17 protein-coding genes are annotated in these 17,567 nt (G+C 45.1%); 13 read left to right on the forward strand and 4 right to left on the reverse strand.

The genetic code is table 11. From position 1 onward, the window contains the following. The 7 genes from HMPREF0373_RS04980 to HMPREF0373_RS05010 form a co-directional block, all read left to right on the forward strand. A partial coding sequence (locus HMPREF0373_RS04980; RefSeq protein ID WP_021738531.1) for a CAP domain-containing protein occupies positions 1-942 on the forward strand: 942 nt, incomplete at its 5' end. Between the two features lie 261 nt (positions 943-1,203). Then, entirely contained in the window at positions 1,204-2,709 is a 1,506-nt protein-coding gene (locus tag HMPREF0373_RS04985) for a sensor histidine kinase (protein ID WP_021738532.1), read from the forward strand. Continuing rightward, positions 2,702-3,391 (forward strand): response regulator transcription factor, encoded by a 690-nt coding sequence (locus HMPREF0373_RS04990; protein ID WP_021738533.1) that lies wholly within the window; start codon positions 2,702-2,704, stop codon positions 3,389-3,391. The genes HMPREF0373_RS04985 and HMPREF0373_RS04990 overlap by 8 nt, the downstream gene beginning before the upstream one ends. A gap of 93 nt (positions 3,392-3,484) precedes the next feature. Continuing rightward, positions 3,485-4,162 carry an RluA family pseudouridine synthase gene (locus tag HMPREF0373_RS04995; protein ID WP_044963055.1) on the forward strand — a complete coding sequence of 226 codons (678 nt, stop codon included), beginning with the start codon at positions 3,485-3,487 and terminating at the stop codon, positions 4,160-4,162. Positions 4,163-4,267: 105 nt separating this feature from the next. Further along, a complete protein-coding gene (locus HMPREF0373_RS05000) occupies positions 4,268-5,704 on the forward strand; it encodes a hypothetical protein (protein WP_021738535.1) in 1,437 nt (478 codons plus the stop codon). 53 nt (positions 5,705-5,757) lie between these two features. Beyond that, positions 5,758-6,753 carry a GTP 3',8-cyclase MoaA gene (gene moaA / locus HMPREF0373_RS05005; RefSeq protein ID WP_242831187.1) on the forward strand — a complete coding sequence of 332 codons (996 nt, stop codon included), beginning with the start codon at positions 5,758-5,760 and terminating at the stop codon, positions 6,751-6,753. Between the two features lie 68 nt (positions 6,754-6,821). Next, the gene (locus tag HMPREF0373_RS05010; RefSeq protein WP_021738537.1) at positions 6,822-7,028 is read left to right on the forward strand and encodes a DUF1858 domain-containing protein; all 207 of its coding nucleotides are present in this window, start codon (positions 6,822-6,824) and stop codon (positions 7,026-7,028) included. A 120-nt stretch (positions 7,029-7,148) separates the two neighbouring features. On the opposite strand, the gene HMPREF0373_RS05015 is transcribed toward HMPREF0373_RS05010, so the two are convergent. Beyond that, positions 7,149-7,919, reverse strand: a complete 771-nt coding sequence (locus HMPREF0373_RS05015; protein ID WP_021738538.1) for an adaptor protein MecA — start codon at positions 7,917-7,919, stop codon at positions 7,149-7,151. 618 nt (positions 7,920-8,537) lie between these two features. Between HMPREF0373_RS05015 and HMPREF0373_RS05020 the strand changes: the two genes are divergently transcribed. The 4 genes from HMPREF0373_RS05020 to HMPREF0373_RS05035 all read left to right on the forward strand — a co-directional run bounded on the left by HMPREF0373_RS05020 (position 8,538) and on the right by HMPREF0373_RS05035 (position 12,005). After that, the gene (locus HMPREF0373_RS05020; protein ID WP_021738540.1) at positions 8,538-8,720 is read left to right on the forward strand and encodes a hypothetical protein; all 183 of its coding nucleotides are present in this window, start codon (positions 8,538-8,540) and stop codon (positions 8,718-8,720) included. A gap of 65 nt (positions 8,721-8,785) precedes the next feature. Then, positions 8,786-9,004: a hypothetical protein gene (locus HMPREF0373_RS05025; protein WP_021738541.1), complete on the forward strand. Its 219-nt coding sequence runs from the start codon at positions 8,786-8,788 to the stop codon at positions 9,002-9,004. Positions 9,005-9,444: 440 nt separating this feature from the next. Further along, the gene (locus tag HMPREF0373_RS05030) at positions 9,445-11,211 is read left to right on the forward strand and encodes a glycosyl hydrolase family 18 protein (RefSeq protein ID WP_021738543.1); all 1,767 of its coding nucleotides are present in this window, start codon (positions 9,445-9,447) and stop codon (positions 11,209-11,211) included. Between the two features lie 104 nt (positions 11,212-11,315). Beyond that, the gene (locus tag HMPREF0373_RS05035) at positions 11,316-12,005 is read left to right on the forward strand and encodes an N-acetylmuramoyl-L-alanine amidase family protein (RefSeq protein WP_021738544.1); all 690 of its coding nucleotides are present in this window, start codon (positions 11,316-11,318) and stop codon (positions 12,003-12,005) included. An 88-nt stretch (positions 12,006-12,093) separates the two neighbouring features. Here the strand turns inward: HMPREF0373_RS05035 and HMPREF0373_RS05040 are convergent, their stop codons facing one another. Genes HMPREF0373_RS05040 through HMPREF0373_RS05050 form a run of 3 tightly spaced genes read right to left on the reverse strand, consistent with a single transcriptional unit; the run spans position 12,094 to position 15,681 of the window. After that, entirely contained in the window at positions 12,094-12,684 is a 591-nt protein-coding gene (locus HMPREF0373_RS05040) for a metallophosphoesterase family protein (protein WP_021738545.1), read from the reverse strand. Next, positions 12,681-14,618, reverse strand: a complete 1,938-nt coding sequence (locus tag HMPREF0373_RS05045) for a BMP family ABC transporter substrate-binding protein (RefSeq protein ID WP_022036195.1) — start codon at positions 14,616-14,618, stop codon at positions 12,681-12,683. The genes HMPREF0373_RS05040 and HMPREF0373_RS05045 overlap by 4 nt, the downstream gene beginning before the upstream one ends. A gap of 13 nt (positions 14,619-14,631) precedes the next feature. Further along, on the reverse strand, positions 14,632-15,681 hold the full coding sequence (locus tag HMPREF0373_RS05050; RefSeq protein WP_021738547.1) for an aldose epimerase family protein: 1,050 nt from the start codon (positions 15,679-15,681) through the stop codon (positions 14,632-14,634). Positions 15,682-15,815: 134 nt separating this feature from the next. Between HMPREF0373_RS05050 and HMPREF0373_RS05055 the strand changes: the two genes are divergently transcribed. Both HMPREF0373_RS05055 and HMPREF0373_RS05060 read left to right on the forward strand, forming a co-directional pair. Beyond that, the gene (locus tag HMPREF0373_RS05055) at positions 15,816-16,898 is read left to right on the forward strand and encodes an L-threonylcarbamoyladenylate synthase (protein ID WP_021738548.1); all 1,083 of its coding nucleotides are present in this window, start codon (positions 15,816-15,818) and stop codon (positions 16,896-16,898) included. A 192-nt stretch (positions 16,899-17,090) separates the two neighbouring features. Continuing rightward, positions 17,091-17,555, forward strand: coding sequence for an arsenate reductase/protein-tyrosine-phosphatase family protein (locus HMPREF0373_RS05060; RefSeq protein WP_021738549.1), 465 nt, complete (start codon positions 17,091-17,093; stop codon positions 17,553-17,555). Positions 17,556-17,567 lie beyond the last annotated feature (12 nt).

A 17,567-nucleotide genomic window follows, 5' to 3' on the forward strand; every position in this document is an offset into this window, starting at 1 on the left:
AACGGAGCAGTAGATTTTGGCTGTACCGGCGTGGTAGACAGTGAATATGGCTGGTGGTATGTGCGGAATGGTCAGGTGGACTATTCGTATACCGGAATTGCACCGAATGAGTATGGCTGGTGGAGAATCGTCAACGGTCAGGTTGATTTCAACTGTAACAGTGTTGAGTGCAATGATGCAGGCTGGTTCTGCATCCGTGGTGGCAAAGTAGACTTTGATTTTAACGGAATCGCAGCTAACAGTTCAGGAAACTGGTGTATCTGGGGCGGCAAGGTCAACTTTGGCTACGACGGTGGCGTGAAATATCTGGGAAGTACTTATCTCGTTCTGGATGGAGAGGCTTTCTGTATAGATGAACAGATTGGAAAAGGCAGTGTGGGATTTCTGGAACTGATCAATCCGACGATTAGCGGCCTGTTTAACTGTGGTTATGCTTATGATCAGTATACGGTCATAGGAGCAGCAGATGATGCGACATCTCTGGAGAATATGAGACAGGCGCTTTACGGAATCTTAGAGTGCAATGAGCTGAGAAAGGCTCATGGTCTTCAGGAACTAAAAATATCAAATAGCCTGATGGCAATTGCAGAGTATGATACCAATGCATCTGCATATGCGATGGATCATATCGGAGTCTTTAACGTTGGAGAGAACCTTGCATGGGGACCTTCCTTCTGGGATCCGTTTGACGGATGGTATACACAGGAAAAAGCGGACTTCGATCAGGGCAATTATGCGAATGTAGGACATTATCTGAATATTATTGATGACAGTTATACGATTACCGGATTTGCCGTAAATCAGAAAAGTGCATATGGTAACACATATGGTCAGGTATTTTCTGGTATGGAATATGAGGGTGACAGCTTCAGCGTAGATGATTATTGTGGATTTTTTATGCTTTATTACAATGCAGTTTATAACCCGGTAGTACTTGGTTAATCAGTCTGTGATTCTGAGAACAATACATGCAGCAGACAGTATAGAACAGATCTTACATAGACAGTAGAAAGGGCAGCCTTTTGTATCAGTATGATACGTGAAGGCTGCCCTTTACAAGTCATTTTATAAAAAGTTTACGATTGCAGAATGTAAATCATCGAATATCCGTGTTATAATGAAAAAAGTAATGAGCAGTGCTATATGAATGAAAATAGAGTACGTAATAGATATTCATGAAAGACTGCAGAGGTGGAGAATACGATGAAACTGAAAACACGTTTGATGGTTGCATTTTGCATTATTATCATTTTGCCGATCGCATTGGCCGGAGCGGCAATTCTCGGATTATACCGGATACAGACAAAGGCGATTCAGAAAAATTATGGTCTGGAGGCATCGGATACCCAGGGGGTATTGTCGAATTCCCTGCAGCTGATGAGCCGCTATACGAAAACGGAATATGATGAGATCTGCAAACAGGCAAAAGCAGATCCGGAAAAACTGGAATCTGTCAGTTATCTGTCAGAAGTTAATACAAAACTGCAGGAGAAGAGCTCTTATCTGATTTTTTGCAAGAACGGAATTCTGGTTTACAATGGATATCATGGAGATTCAAGCATCAGTGACGAGCAGTGGGAAGAACAGCTCCCTTCCTATGGCGAGGGTGACAGCAGCACAGGTGCGGCATATTATGTGGACAATGATGCGCAGTCGCTGCTAAAACAGGTTGACTTTGAAAGCAGCAGGGGAGATCAATGCAGTGTCTATATCATTACATCATCAGAGAGTATACAGCCGGAGATTAAGAAACTGATGATAGACATTGGTTTGTCGGTACTTCTGATCCTTGCATTGACTGCCGGGGTGATGACAATCTGGATTTATCGGGGAACGATGGTTCCGATTAAAAAGCTTCAGGTTGCCACAAAAAATATCAAAGAAGGAAATCTGGATTTTACCATTGATTATGATGAACCGGATGAGATGGGAGATCTGTGCCGGAATTTTGAGGATATGCGTAAGCGGCTGAAGGAATCGACGGAAGAGAAGATGGCAGCTGAGAAGGAAAACCGTGCATTGATCAGTAATATCGCCCATGACCTGAAGACTCCGATCACAGCGGTGAAAGGATATTCCGAAGGTATTCTGGATGGTGTGGCAGATACACCGGAGAAACAGGAGCGTTACATCCGCACGATTTATAATAAAGCAAATGAGATGGATCGTCTGTTGAACGAACTGACGCTGTATTCGAAAATTGATACAAACCGTATCCCATACAATTTCAAGAAGATCAATGTGTCAGATTATTTCAATGACTGTATCGAGGAAATTGGCCTGGATCTGGAGACCAGGGGTATTGGTCTGACTTATTTTAATTATGCGGATGAGAATATTGTGATCATTGCAGATCCGGAGCAGCTGATGCGTGTGGTTAACAACATCGTGACAAATGCGATCAAATATATGGACAAGCAGAAGGGACAGATCAATGTCCGGATCAAAGATGTAGGTGATTTTATCCAGGTTGAAATCGAGGATAATGGAAAAGGCATTTCAGCCCGTGATCTGCCGTATATTTTTGACCGTTTTTACCGGACGGATTCTTCGAGAAATTCTTCCACCGGAGGCAGCGGTATCGGTCTGTCTATCGTAAAGAAGATTATTGAGGACCACGGTGGAAAAATCTGGGCGACAAGTAAAGAAAAGACAGGTACAACTATGTACTTTGTCATTCGAAAATATCAGGAGGTACCAAATGAGTAAGATTTTAATAGTAGAAGATGAAGAGGCAATCGCAGATCTGGAGAAAGATTATCTGGAGCTGAGCGGCTTTGATGTGGAGATAGAGAATGACGGAACCAGCGGTATGGAGCGGGCGCTGAACGAAGATTTTGATATGTTTATCCTGGATCTCATGCTGCCGGGGACAGACGGATTTGAAATCTGTCGAAAAATACGTGAGAAAAAAAACACACCGGTGCTGATGGTTTCTGCGAAAAAAGATGATATTGATAAAATCCGCGGACTCGGACTTGGTGCGGATGATTATATCACAAAGCCATTTTCACCGAGTGAACTGGTTGCCCGGGTAAAAGCACATCTGGCACGGTATGAACGCCTGATCGGCAGTACGGCACAGAAAAATGATATCATTGAGATCCGTGGCATCCGTATTGATAAAACTGCCCGTCGTGTATGGGTCAACGAAGAAGAAAAACAGTTTACTACGAAAGAGTTTGACCTGCTGACATTTCTGGCAGAGAATCCGAACCATGTATTTACCAAAGATGAACTGTTTTCCAAAATCTGGGATATGGAATCCATCGGTGATATTGCAACCGTTACTGTCCATATCAAGAAGATCCGTGAAAAAATTGAGTTCAACACTGCAAAACCACAGTATATTGAGACAATCTGGGGTGTTGGATACAGATTCAAATTGTAAAGAATAATGTATATTGGGACGGACAGATTTACAAAAACAGGGGTAGATACTGTCCGTTCTGTTTATCAGAAAAAAGATAGGAATACATGGAAGATGAGAGTAAAACAACCGGAAATTATTTTTGAGGATGACGCAGTCATTGTCTGCCGCAAGGAGGCCGGTGTGGCGGTTCAGACTGCCCGGGCCGGACAGGCAGATATGGTGAGTCTGCTGAAGAATTATCGGGCGAAAAAGAAAGAGGAGCCTTATATCGGTCTGATCCACCGTCTGGACCAGCCGGTGGAAGGTGTGATGGTGTTTGCCAAGACAAAGCAGGCTGCAGCGAAGCTGTCAGGTCAGGTGAGCAGCCGAAGTATGGAAAAAGAATATCTGGCAGTGACAGAAGGCATTCCGCAGCCGTCAGAAGGAGAACTCTGTGACTGGCTGCTGCGGAACGGACGTACAAACACTTCACAGGTGGTAGAGCCGGGGACACCACAGGCAAAGGACGCAAAATTGCGTTATCAGGTGGAGCAGACGGATGAGGAGCAGCAGAAAGCGCTGGTGCATATCTGGCTTCACACCGGGCGGCATCATCAGATCCGGGTACAGTTTGCACATGCGGGATATCCGTTGATGGGCGATACAAAATACGGAAGAGAAGCAGTTGCTGGCAGATACTGTCCGGTGGCGCTGTGTTCCTGCCGGATTGCTTTTATACATCCGGTGACGGGAAAAGAGATGGAATTTACGATCCGGCCCAAGGGAAACGTGTTTACGCAGATGGCGTGAAAAGTAATATGAAATATGGTCGTAAGACTTGCATTTTACCAGTGCTTTATTGTATGATAAAAAATACAAAACATGTAAAGAATATGTGTCATAGGGGTATGAAAAATGGAGATCAAAAGTGTTACGATTTTACAGGAGACAGATCAGGCAGGCTTATTTATCAGCGGAAGTGCAGCCGGACGGAATGTGTTGTATACCTGCGAGGAACTGGAGCGACAGGAAAAAAATAAGTGCTGCCGTTTTTCTGTTTATGATAATCATGAAGATGCGGAAAGCAAGGATATTGAGGAAGGGCGTGGTTTCCCGCTGCAGAACTATCTGGATGCTGCATGTGTGACAGATACCGAGGAAATTCGTCTGAAAAGTGTAGATGGGTTCGAATCAATCGTGACAGAACTGAAGTCAAAAAGGTATTATTTCCCGAAACTGAGAGAGGGGATGTCAGAGGGACGGGAGCCACGTGAGGCTTTTATTTCTTTCTATAAAAACGGTATACCAGTGAAATACTATCCGCATCCCACAATTATGTTTGGACAGCAGGGACTGGATGACAAAAACAAAGACTATTTTTCGAAAGGAATCCGTATGCTGGTGGCAGGAAGTCAGGAGCAGGGATTCTGGGTGCGTGGAACCGGACTGCGTTGTAACCGCTATTTTTCACTGGGCAGTTTTTTTGAATTAAATAGAGCGGAGGCAGGGACCATATACTGGATGGAATTGAAGTATGCAGACGGAACTCATCAAAAGGCTCCGGCAATCCGGCTGACGCGATCCTTCTGGGAGGAGCAGGCAGAGTGTGCGCCGGAATATATGGATCAGCTGCGTGCAGTGGATCATGCGGGAGAAACCATCGGAAACGTAACGGATGCGATATGGCTGTTTTTGCTGGATGAAACATATAAAAGGATCGGATATTATGATGGAACTACGGTTTCAGAAGATTTTGCAGGTATCGTGGCTGGCGAATTGGAGCCGATAGTTTCCCGGTGTGAAAAACGTGTGCCGCAGACAACGGTAAAGGATAGTGATTTTTACATCCGGATCCGACGACAGGGTCAGGAACTGGCAACCTGGTATTACAGCTTTACAGAACTCCAATCTGCATACGGTGATGTTGCATCTGAGGAAGAATATTGTTATTATAATCATAATATGAACAACGGCCGGGGCGGACAGCGCAAGGTAACGGCACATGGATGGCTGTTATTGAACCTGCTGGAGTTTTTGCCGCAGATTCCGGACCGTGAGGAGATTGAAAACGGATCGGTGTTGTTTCAGATTTTTACCAATGACAATTACAAGGAAAAAATTGTGCTTTCAGCGGACGAACTTTCGGCGTATCGTTTTATCCTGGCTTATGAACAGGATCAGCGGACGCAGACAGGAGCGGAACCTGGTGATACCAGTCTGTGGGAGGATGCAGAAAGACGGTTTGTACCAATCAGGGGTACAACGCCATTCCGTGTGTACTGTGGAAAAGAAAGTGCAAATCCTTCTGTATATAAGAACGTGGCTGGGATGCAGGTGGAACTGTTGTTCTGAACGCAGGACAACTGATGACTGAAGATATGGATTCAGTGGAAAGGAGAGGATGTATGATTACGGATCATTACAATAGAAATATTGACTATATCAGAATATCCATTACGGACCGCTGTAATCTGAGATGCAGATATTGCATGCCGGAGGATATTTCATTTGTCGGACACGACAAGATTTTACGTTACGAGGAAATTACACGGATTGTGCAGATTCTGGCGCAGCGGGGGATTACAAAGGTAAAGATTACCGGTGGGGAGCCGTTGGTGCGGCACGAATGCACGGATCTGATTCGTGAGATTAAGGAAATACCGGGCATTGAGATGGTGACGCTGACAACCAATGGGATTTTACTGCAGTCCATGCTGCCGAAGCTTCTGGAAGCAGGCGTGGATGCGGTGAATGTCAGTCTGGACACATTTCAGAGGGCACGGTATGAGCATCTGACCGGAAAAGATGCTTGTGAGATGGTGCTTGCCGGAATTCAGGATGCATACAAAAGCGGAATTCCGTTAAAACTAAACTGTGTTCCAATCGAAGGGGAAAATACGGATGAATTGTCAGAATTCTTTTCCTGGGCGAAGAGGAAACAGATTGCAGTACGTTTTATTGAGATGATGCCTATCGGATATGGAAAGACCTATAAATCAGTTCCGTCGGATGAGATTCTGCGGCAATTTTTTGAAGCATATCCGGATGCCTATCGTCTGGAAAAATCGCTGGGAAATGGTCCGGCTGTATATTACAGTGCACCTGGTTTTGCAGGGGAAATCGGTGTGATCGGAGCAATTCATGAGAAATTTTGCAATACATGCAATCGAATCCGGCTGACATCAGAAGGATTTTTGAAATTGTGCCTGTATTCCGGGGAAGGACTGGACCTGAGAGCTATGCTGCGGGGTGGTTGTTCCGATGAGGAGATTGCGGAGGCTGTTACAAAGGTGATTGAGCGAAAACCAAAGGAACATCATTTTACAGAAGATGGACTGCATTTGCCGGGAATCGGACCGGCAGATGCGGATACCCGGAAGATGTCACAGATCGGAGGGTAAATAATCATTGCATATTTTACAGAAACGTATTATACTACGCTTAGTAAAAAATAAGGAGGTACAATAGAATGGCACAGATTACCAAAGACACCATGATCGGTGAATTATTACGTGATCAGGAGCATATCGACAGCATTGCAGAAGTATTATTCGGTATTGGTATGCATTGCCTGGGCTGCCCGTCTTCCCAGATGGAGACAATCGAGCAGGCTGCTATGGTGCATGGCATTGAGCCGCAGGAATTAGTAGACCGCCTCAATGATGTTGTAGCATAAGGCTGCGTTCGGCTTGAAATAATTTAAAAAAAAGAATGGTTCTGATAAGAGCCATTCTTTTTGTTTGTATACAGAAAATTGCTGTCAATTTCCTGTAGGTCCTGTCGATTTACAATATTATCAAGTAATCTTGCCAAGCTGCTGTAAAGCATTTCCACGGATGATCTTCTGGAAATGTTCCTCATAAAAAGCTTGAAGTCCTGCCGTATATTTCTGTGGTTTCAGATAGGAACAGATCAGGTTGATTACACGGTTAAACTCAGAAATCGTATGCTGACTCTGATGTACGATCAGATGATAGGTGTGTTCCTGAGGATCTTTGTATAATGTATTTTTGCCCTGATAAAAACCATGCAGTGCCTCAGCAGCCAGAATAATGGCATCGAGATCAGCACAGGTGAACATGCGGATCAGATTGGATGGCAGTTCTCTGTCTGTTTCTGTCGTTTCTTTTTCTTCTGTTTTGGAAGCATTCTGTTCCTGTCTCAGACGCTGCAGAAGCTGCAGAAACTGCGTTGCAGTGTCATCAACATCGGATGTATCAATGGAATCGGCATCCAGATCAAGCGGAAGACCGTCATCTGATTCATCTTCCTCGGTCTCAAATTGCGTAAAGTTTGAGAATCGTGTATCCAATTCATCCGGAGATTCTACTTTTGTGATGATGACAACAATTTTTTCAGAGGAAAGCGGAATGGCTTCTACCATTAATGGAATATCCTCTGCCTCAAATCCAAAATCCATGGCAGCCTGCTGCATCATATCCCGGAATAAAGCGCGGGTCTTTTCTGAGCCATAGGCGAGTTCACTTAATTTTATATTGCGTGTAGCCAGATCTTCGCTGGTAAGTGTGCAGCGAATCTGATGATCGTTCATTTTTTCAATTTTCATGCTATCACTTCCTTTTACCTGTTAGAAAAGTATATATAATCTTGTGTTTTTCGTCAAGCATCCATTCATAAACAATCTATGAAATTACTGCCAGATTTATCTTGGTTCAAGAAGGCAAATGTTTACGCTGCTACGTTTGCTCATAAAAAAAGGTGCTCCCTTCATCATAATGTATCCAAAGATATAAAAATATATAAAAACGACGAAAACAGTTGAATTTTTGATATACATGTGGTATATATATTACATGAGTTATCCGTGTATACGGACAGAGAGACCACATAGTGCAGCAGATTTTCTTAAAGTCCATGCATCGTACAATTCTGTACATTAAAAGATGCAGCTGCTGCAGAGGGATTTTCCCGTTGATCGATCTAAGGTGATACACCTTTCTAAGTTTTTCCAGAATTTGTGTAGAAAATAGTTTGAGAGGCAGATTTTTGCTGTTTTTGTTATGGGCAGATTACAGGCAGGAATATCATAGTTTTCGTTGGATTATCTGACCATACAGCCTGATATCTGCAGGAAAAAAACGCTGTCTGTATCGGAGGACTCTTTCAGAACAGTTTTTGTTAGTATATGTGAAAATCACAGAACTGACAATCGAGGAAAGGGGGAATGTACGGCACTGAGCTGCATGCAGAGCAAAAGCCGGTGGAAGAAAAAATCCTGCAGGTTTTGCAGGTACTAAAAAATACGGAGGTAAAAGGAAAGATAAAGACGAAGACAGTATCAGAGCCGGTGGCGTTCCAGGGGCAGGACAGTGCATTCACACACAGCAAGACCGGTAAAATCAAGTGAAAGAATAATTGGCGGATTTGTATATCACGACTTACTTCCGCACAGGTCAGAGAAGAGGTATTTTTATGCAGCAAAGATATGCAGATTCCGGACAGACTCTTCTGATCGAACTCCAAAATTATGAACAACAAGGCATTTCTATCTGGCTGGAGGGGTTTCCAAGCAGTTCTGTGGAAGTGTCAGAGGTCATGTGTGTCCGGGAAGACACGAATTATATGAGGGATTATGTGTTCCGGCAGGGTGCACTGTCCCAAGTGAGATTTGACAAAATTACAAAAAAATAAAAAGCAGGATTTCTCAAATACCGGAAAACCCTGCAAAACAGGAAAAAAGGCGCATGTTACCATAAAACAGTGGATTTTTTGGGTGCTATATCGAACCCGTGGAGGGAAATCTAAAGCATTTATCTCAGTCTGAGTTGACACTCCCACTTTTGCAAGTGGAGAGTAATAGCAAATCATTCTCAGTGGGAGTTCAATCTCCGACTGAGATAAACGCTCCGCGAGGATGTGCAGTGATTCTGAGATGAATATGTCAGTTTATGCTGACCAGAATCACGCACCAAGTCTCACGAGCGTTCGACTTGAATAAGTCTGGCTCAGAAAGGTTGCATCGCCTTTTTTTTTCATGTATACTGATTGCAAAGACTTTGTAACAGGCAGACATATTCCGAAACTTTTTCGGAGGAAATCTGGTAATATATGCAGAAGAAAAGGAGGAAGCAATGGCTTCGCAGAGACAGGCGCACAATAGGAAAAGACAGAAAGCAATTCTGGTGATGGCAGTGGCGCTGCTGATCATTGTGGTGATCGCGATCATCGGACTGACCACTTTTTTGAAAAAATATTCGGCTTCCAAGGAAGTTACAGATTACAGCAAGTATTACAAACTGGAGCAGGAGGACGAAATGTTTGTCGTTTTCGACAATGAAAAGATGGAGCAGAAAGCAATCCTGCAGAATGATGAAGTGTATATGGATTACCGGATTGTACACAAATATCTGAACAAACGGTTTTACTGGGATGCGACAGAGCAGGTGCTGCGTTATGTTACGCCGGAAGGACTTATCAATGTGACACCGGATACAGCGTCCTATCTGCTGGGAAAGACGGCGCAGACAGCAGATCACGTGATCGCTTTGCTACGGGACGGTGAGATGTATCTGTCCATGAGCTTTGTACAAAAATATACGGATATCCATTATGAATCCTATGAGGATCCGAATCGTGTTGTGATCTCGGATCATTGGGATGATGTGACATACCAGAGCATTAAGAAAAAGACTCAGATCCGGCAGAAGGGCGGCGTGAAGAGTCCTATCCTGACAGAAGTGAAGAAAGGCGATCTGGTGACTGTACTGGATACTGCCGGCTCCTGGAGTAAGGTATGCAGCCAGGACGGATTTATCGGTTATGTAAAATCCAAGACCATAGGCGGAGAACAGGATGTGCTGTATGATCATAATTTTACGGAGCCGGTATTTTCCCATATCAGTCGTGAATCACGGATCAATATGGCATGGCATCAGGTAACGACGCAGGCCGCGAATGCAAATGTAGCAGCGGTGCTTGGCAAGACCAAGGGTGTGAATGTGATCTCACCGACCTGGTTTTATCTGAATGACAACAATGGCGGTATTATGTCTCTGTGCAGCCAGGATTATGTAAATTACTGTCATCAGCAGGGGATAGAAGTCTGGGGACTGGTCAGCAATCTGGAAAACCAGGATGTGGACGATACCAGTGTGTTCAGTCTGACATCCAGCAGAGATAATCTGGTCAATAATCTGGTGGCAGAGGCAATAAAATACGATCTGGATGGCATCAATCTGGACTTTGAACTGCTTCCGGCAGAGGCAGCGGACGGATATCTGGAGTTTATCCGCGAACTGTCCATCAAGTGTGAAAATAATGATCTGGTGCTGTCTGTGGACAATTATGTACCGGCAGCTTATAACGCCTATTATGACAGGGAAGAACAGGCTGTGTTTGCAGATTATATCGTTGTGATGGCATATGACGAGCATTATAACGGATCAGAGGAAGGTTCCGTGGCATCCATCGGATTTGTAGAGCAGGGAATCAAGGATACGCTGGAGGAAGTTCCGGCAGAGCAGGTGATTCTTGGCGTGCCGTTCTACACCAGAGTCTGGGAGCTGACACCGGTGGCTGAAGGTACGGATGCGGAAATCAGTGAGGAAGATGCATTAAGAGGTTATTCGATCAGCAGTGAAGCGGTAAGTATGAGCGAAGTGGACAGCCGCGTGGCAGCAAACGGTGTCAATCTGGAATGGCTGGAAGACTGTGGACAGTATTACGCAGAGTATCAGTATGATGGAAAAACCTACAAAATCTGGGTGGAGGATCAGAAATCCATCGGAGAAAAACTGAATGTGATGAAAGAGAATCATCTGGCAGGCGCATCCTTCTGGAAGCTTGGATATGAAAAAAATACCATTTGGGATACGATCGCGGAAGCAATGCAGCAGTAAGAATTCTAGTGTGTATTTGACAGGAAGCCTGTTTGCGAAGATACGTATAGATGAAAGATTCCCCGAATACATTGTAAGTAAGATTACAGGTATTCGGGGTTTTTTTGAAAAGAAAGATTAGCATAGGAATTTTATTGACCGTGCTGGTGATTGCGGGAATCCGTATGTCCGGGTCGGCACAGTTCGCAGTTATGACAAAGAAGGCGGAACGGGCAGAATATACGGTATGTATAGACAGCGGACATGGCGGAAACGATCCGGGGAAGATCGGTGTCGCGGGAACAAAGGAAAAAGAAGTCAATCTGACGATCGCTCTGAAGTTGAAGAAGCACCTTGAGAGGCAGAATATCCGGGTCATCATGACCCGGACCGATGATCGGAATCTGGCAGATGCGAATGCAACAAATGAAAAAATATCGGACATGAAGCAGCGTGTAGCAAAGATGAATTCCGAACAGCCGGATGCAGTGATCAGTATCCATCAGAATAGCTACACAGACAGTTCTGTAAAAGGAGCGCAGGTGTTTTATTACGAAGGATCGAAAGAAGGAAAAATGCTTGCGGAACTATTGCAAAAGAGTCTGATCGGCAATGTGGATCCACAGAATCATCGAGTGGCAAAAGCAAACTCCGATTATTATATTCTGAAAAATACTTCCGCACCGACGGTGATCGTGGAATGCGGATTCCTCTCAAACCCGGAAGAAGAAAGTCTGCTGATAAGTGCCGCATACCAGGAAAAACTGGTGGAAGCCTTGCAGAAGGGGATCTGCGCGTATCTGGTGGAGCATTAATAAAAGTTCTGTCAGGGGCAGTGAACGTCTGGCGGCCTGACAGAACTCTTCATTTTCGTATTAAGATATTAACTTTTTATCAGAAACACTAATATTCCCAGGAGTGTTTCTCATACGCATTGATGATCTGGGTGTTATTGTACTGCATAGTGCGCTGCAGGGAATGATCATACTGCAGATGCATATGTCCATGTACCATATATTTGGGCTGATACTTGTCCAGCAGACCCAGAAATGTCTGATATCCCTGATGAGCATGATCATCGCCGTCTCCCAATCCCTGTGCAGGCGCATGGGTCAGCAGGATATCAAAGCCCCGGTAGAAAATCAGCTGATGTTTGATATGTAACAGGCGTCGTTTCATTTCTTTCTCTGTATACATATATTTTCCCGGTTTGTAGGGCATGCATCCACCCAGTCCGAGGATGCGGATGCCCTCGTGTACATATATTTTATCATCAATGCAGATGCATCCTTCCGGTGGTGTCTGATCATATTTCTCGTCATGGTTGCCGTGCACATACAGCAGCGGGAGATTCGTGCAGCTGACAAGAAAGGACAGGTATTGCGGATTCAAATCCCCGCAGGAGAGGATGAGATCGGTATTGGTAATCTTATTACTGTTATAGTGATCCCAAAGTGCTGTGGATTCTGTGTCTGAAACAGCTAAAATTCTCATGTCGTAGGTTCCTCCTTGCGAATGCCTTCCTGACGTACCACATTCTGTGCATCTTCCCGCAGCTCGTTGGCAGTCGGAATCCGGCCAATGATGTTATCCAGCAGCCAGTCAATGGAAATGATTTCCCGTGGAGTCAGTGTGTGATTGGCATCCTTTGAAATCAGTCCCTGTTGTGCATGAAGGATTCCATCAAATGGGTTGAAATCGTAATTCCGGATGGCATTGCGCAATGTATCCAGCAGATGGCGGGTTTCGTCAGGGACTGCGGAAGACCAGATTACATCAATGACATCTGCGGACATGCCCCACCAGTAGTGAAGTGCTTTGTTTGCATCGGATTTTTCTTCTGTATTCCAGATACCGTTCTGCACATTACGGATGATACGTTCATAATATTTTCCCCAGTTCCATGCAGGAAATGCCAGGTTTACCGGTGTTTCACCATTGACCCGGAACAGTCCGAACTGGCGGGAGATTTTTCGTGGAATGATCATATCCTGATGGGAGATATACGTTGCACCCAGGGAATATAACTTTGCGGTGAGATCAATATGTTCATTTTCCTTGAGCGTGGACCATTCCAGATAAATTTTTGCTTTTGGATTGACCATTTTGACACCCAGGGCAAAAGCGTTGATATTGGCTGTCATGCCGAAGATCGGGTAATCTGCAATATAACCGATTTTGTTCGTGTCTGTCATCACACCGGCCAGAACGCCGATGAGAAATTTTGCCTCATACATTCGTCCATAATAAGTACGGATATATTTGTGGGAGGCATTCAGGGAACAGTTTAGGATCTTGATTTCCGGATGGTTAACTGCTACCCGCAGGCTGGCACTTAAAAATTCCGGTGAGGTGGTGAAAATCATTTCATTTCCGTCTGCAATGGCCTGTTCGATAGCTGCCACAGCATCTTCTGTATCAGAAATATTGTCGTAGGCTTTCGTGCGTACACGGCCATGGAACGCATCTTTCAAATAGAGTCGTCCAAGTTCATGGGCATATGTCCAGCTGGAGGTCTCCGGTGTTTTCTTGTTGATAAAGGCAATGTGTGTGACATCTTCTTCTTCAGAGGCTGTCAGAAATTTGGTCAGGATATTCTTCTTTTGTTCCGGTGCCGGATCAAATTTGACGGAAGGTTTTTCCTGGGCATTTTTCAGCTCAAATTCCGCCCACATTTTCCGCAGGTTTTCCTTGATCGCGGAAGGTGTCTCATCCACCAGCTGGCTGTAATCGAACAGATCCAGATAGATGAGCAGTGCGTCGCCGGTAGTCATGTTCAGCTTGTCACCGCCAAGTTCCTTGAAAGCGTCAGCAAAGCGGTTGTAGCAGGAGCGGAACAGAATCCGGTCATCCATGCTCCAGCGTTCATATCGGCGGTGGCCAAGGTGAAAGGCAAGATGTGCATAGGAGCCTTCCTTGCTGAAAAACAAGTAGTTGATATTTGTGGCATTGTAAAAATCAAGAAATTCGTAGTAAATACGGCTTTCCGGTGTATCCTCACGGGCAGGAATGATGCGGGTCACATAGCCCGGAATGCTGATGGCATCAAAATATTTCAGGACACTGACACGCTTGTTGCCCTCCTGGATATAATAATGATTCATGTATTCGTATGCCACGATAGGATCACGGATACCTTCCTTTAAGTGTGCATCACACAGGGAAGACCATTTAGCCGCAAACTCTGTGCTTTCTCCAAGGATCGGCATAAAGTTGGGCGCAAAAGAAGAAGCGCGCCCACAGGTCTTTGTACCGACAATGAGTTCTGTAGGAATATCTACCAGTCCGAGAGGGACTTCACCACTGATGTCTACATGTTCCAGAATAGTATCCAGAGCAGGCATTTCAACAGGAAGTTTCTGTGAAGTTCGTGTTTGCAAGTCTTTTTTTCCTGCCTTTTGGGCAGCACGATAATGTTCCATTGACATCAAAAATCACTCCTTATCGTTTGGAAGATGTTACGGAAAAATGAAATAATGTTTTTGATTTAAAGGTATCCCCTGCTTTCAAAATAACAGAAGGGAAATTCGGGTGGCTGGTTGCATTCGGAAAATGCTGTGTCTCCAGGCATGCACTTCCGTAAGCCGGGTAAGCAATGCCGTTTTTACCATGCGCAGCAGGAGACTGCGCCGGTACATACAACTGTACCCCAGGCTGATCCGTAAAGCAGGTCAGACGGATGCCGGATTCCTCTGCATATAAAGTGGCAGCCTCTTTTAAACCACTGCCGTTTAATACAAAGTTGTGATCGTATGTTTTGGAATATTTTAGCTGCGGATGCGCGGCAAAGATATCCTGCCCGATCGGTTTTGGTGTTCGGAAATCAAATGGTGTACCGGTTACATCGGTGATCACGCCGGTGGTGAGATCATTCTCGTCCGTCTCAGTGAATGAATCTGCATTGATCATCAGAAGATGTTCCAACACAGAACCGGATGCTTCACCATTTAAATTAAAATAGGAATGGTTGGTTGTGTTGAATACGGTATCCTGGTCACTGGATGCTTCGTAGGAAATGGAAAGTTCATTATCTTCACTCCAGGAATAAGTGACGCTCATGGTCAGTGTCCCCGGATAACCTTCTTCACCGTCCGGTGAGACACGGGTAAAACGAACAGAATTGCCGGACTGTGCGGATTCCCAGTTGTAATAATGGAAACCACGGATACCACCATGCAGATGGTTTGGTCCATTGTTGACGGCAAGGTGATAAGTTTTATCATTTAAAATAAAGACACCTTTTTCAATGCGGTTTGCATGTCTTCCTACTACGGCACCAAAGCTTGCGGTGTCCTTTTCATATTCTGCAAGTGTGTCATAGCCAAGGCAGACATCACGTAATTCGCCCTCTCTGTCCGGTACGCAGATGCTGACAATGCGGCAACCGAAGCTGGTAATGGTCACATAAGCACCGGATGTGTTTTCCAGACGATAAAGAAACGCTTCTTCGCCGTCACTTGTGATTCCAAAAGAACTTTTTGTAATAGCCATTTCAAAACCCTCATTCTTTCTTTAAATTAATTCAGACGCGCGTTACACTTCTCATTTGTGTACGAGCATACCTAGAGTATACTCGCAGGTGACAGGTGCTGACAAGTAAAATCTTTTGTGGTATACTGTTACCTATGAGTACATTAAATGATCATCAGGAAAATAAAATTCTGACACAGGTAAAAAAAGTGGATGCACAGCATCCGGATATGACTATTATACGGGAAGCCGCTGAAATTATCCGTACAGGCGGGCTGGTTGGTTTCCCGACAGAAACGGTATATGGACTGGGAGCAGACGCATTACTGCCGGAAGGGGCGAAAAGAATTTATGCAGCAAAAGGGCGTCCGTCTGACAATCCATTGATTGTACATATTGCTGAATTTGAGGCGTTGGATAAGATCACTGCGGATATTCCGCCGCAGGCAAAGGCACTGGCAGATGCATTTTGGCCGGGACCGCTGACCATGATCTTCCGGAAAAGCGAAGCGGTGCCATATGAGACCACCGGTGGACTGGATACGGTGGCTGTCCGTATGCCATCCCATCCGACTGCACTGGCGTTGATCCGTGAAAGTGGCGGTTATATCGCTGCACCGAGCGCGAATACATCCGGCAGACCAAGCCCGACACTGGCGGAACATGTCTATGAGGATCTCAACGGCAAGATTCCGATGATCCTGGATGGCGGAGCCGTAGGTATCGGCATTGAGTCTACGATCATCGATCTGAGTGAAGAAATTCCGATGATCCTGCGTCCGGGTTATATTACAAAAGATATGTTGGCGGAGGTGATCGGTGCAGTAAAGGACGATCCGGGATTTGTAAGTACGGATCCGAATGTACATCCGAAGGCTCCGGGGATGAAGTATCGTCATTATGCACCGAAAGCAAATCTGATCATTGTCTCCGGTGAGGCAGAGGCTGTTGTGATGCGTATTAACGAGCTGACTATAGAACACCGGGAAAAAGGTGAAAAGGTCGGTATCATCTGTACGGATGAAAGCCGGGCACAGTATATCGGTGATGTGATCGAGAGCATTGGAAGCCGTCAGGATGAGGACAGTATCGCACAGCATCTGTATGCAATCCTGCGTGATTTTGACGAGATGGATGTCAATGTCATTTTCTCAGAAAGTTTTGCAACACCGCGGATCGGACATGCGATCATGAACCGTCTGCTGAAGGCAGCCGGACATCAGGTGATTGAAGTATAGAGAGCAATTTATAGTCTGAACGCAGAATAAGCATTCCCCTACTTCAAGTGCGTAGAGCACTAAGCGGTGGGTAAGGGGGATGCTTATGTCAGTGGGAGTTAAAAGCTCCCACTGACAGGTCGCAAAGCGACTGCGTTCATGAGCAAGTAGCGAAAGCGGATTGCGAATGTCCGCTTTACAAGAGGTGGAAGTTTGGATAGGATCGAGAAGATAATTTTTGTGGGGAAACGTGCAATCTGTCGGGAACCGATGGCTGCTGCGCTCCTGCAGCGGGAACATCTGAAATTCCCGGTGGAGATATTGGCGCGGGGCTTTGTGGTATTATTCCCAGAGCCGCTGAATCAGAAGGCAGAGGCCGTGATGATCAGCAACGGCATTGCATTGGAAAATTATATGTCCAGCCAGCTGGAACAGAACGATTTTGGGGATACAACGCTGATACTGACATTTGATCAGGCAGCGAAAGAAAAAGTGCTGGAGATGGAAGGTGCACAGAATGTGGAAGTGCTGACAGATCTGACCGGCGATGAGCTGGAGATCTTGGATCCGTATGGGGCGGAACTTGTGACTTACGGGATTTGTTATGAGACATTATCCAACACGATTCATAAGCTGGCGGAAGTGTTGAATGACGAATATGACACGATAAAGTCATAAAGTTGATATAGA

The organism is Eubacterium ramulus ATCC 29099, from assembly GCF_000469345.1.
Taxonomy (GTDB): Bacteria; Bacillota; Clostridia; order Lachnospirales; family Lachnospiraceae; genus Eubacterium_I; species Eubacterium_I ramulus.

Coding starts and splice junctions, on each gene's coding strand:
- HMPREF0373_RS04985 (WP_021738532.1), top strand. CDS start 1,204: ATGAAACTGAAAACACGTTTGATGGTTGCATTTTGCATTATTATCATT.
- HMPREF0373_RS04990 (WP_021738533.1), top strand. CDS start 2,702: ATGAGTAAGATTTTAATAGTAGAAGATGAAGAGGCAATCGCAGATCTG.
- HMPREF0373_RS04995 (WP_044963055.1), top strand. CDS start 3,485: ATGAGAGTAAAACAACCGGAAATTATTTTTGAGGATGACGCAGTCATT.
- HMPREF0373_RS05000 (WP_021738535.1), top strand. CDS start 4,268: ATGGAGATCAAAAGTGTTACGATTTTACAGGAGACAGATCAGGCAGGC.
- moaA (WP_242831187.1), top strand. CDS start 5,758: ATGATTACGGATCATTACAATAGAAATATTGACTATATCAGAATATCC.
- HMPREF0373_RS05010 (WP_021738537.1), top strand. CDS start 6,822: ATGGCACAGATTACCAAAGACACCATGATCGGTGAATTATTACGTGAT.
- HMPREF0373_RS05015 (WP_021738538.1), bottom strand. CDS start 7,919: ATGAAAATTGAAAAAATGAACGATCATCAGATTCGCTGCACACTTACC.
- HMPREF0373_RS05020 (WP_021738540.1), top strand. CDS start 8,538: ATGTACGGCACTGAGCTGCATGCAGAGCAAAAGCCGGTGGAAGAAAAA.
- HMPREF0373_RS05025 (WP_021738541.1), top strand. CDS start 8,786: ATGCAGCAAAGATATGCAGATTCCGGACAGACTCTTCTGATCGAACTC.
- HMPREF0373_RS05030 (WP_021738543.1), top strand. CDS start 9,445: ATGGCTTCGCAGAGACAGGCGCACAATAGGAAAAGACAGAAAGCAATT.
- HMPREF0373_RS05040 (WP_021738545.1), bottom strand. CDS start 12,684: ATGAGAATTTTAGCTGTTTCAGACACAGAATCCACAGCACTTTGGGAT.
- HMPREF0373_RS05045 (WP_022036195.1), bottom strand. CDS start 14,618: ATGTCAATGGAACATTATCGTGCTGCCCAAAAGGCAGGAAAAAAAGAC.
- HMPREF0373_RS05050 (WP_021738547.1), bottom strand. CDS start 15,681: ATGGCTATTACAAAAAGTTCTTTTGGAATCACAAGTGACGGCGAAGAA.
- HMPREF0373_RS05055 (WP_021738548.1), top strand. CDS start 15,816: ATGAGTACATTAAATGATCATCAGGAAAATAAAATTCTGACACAGGTA.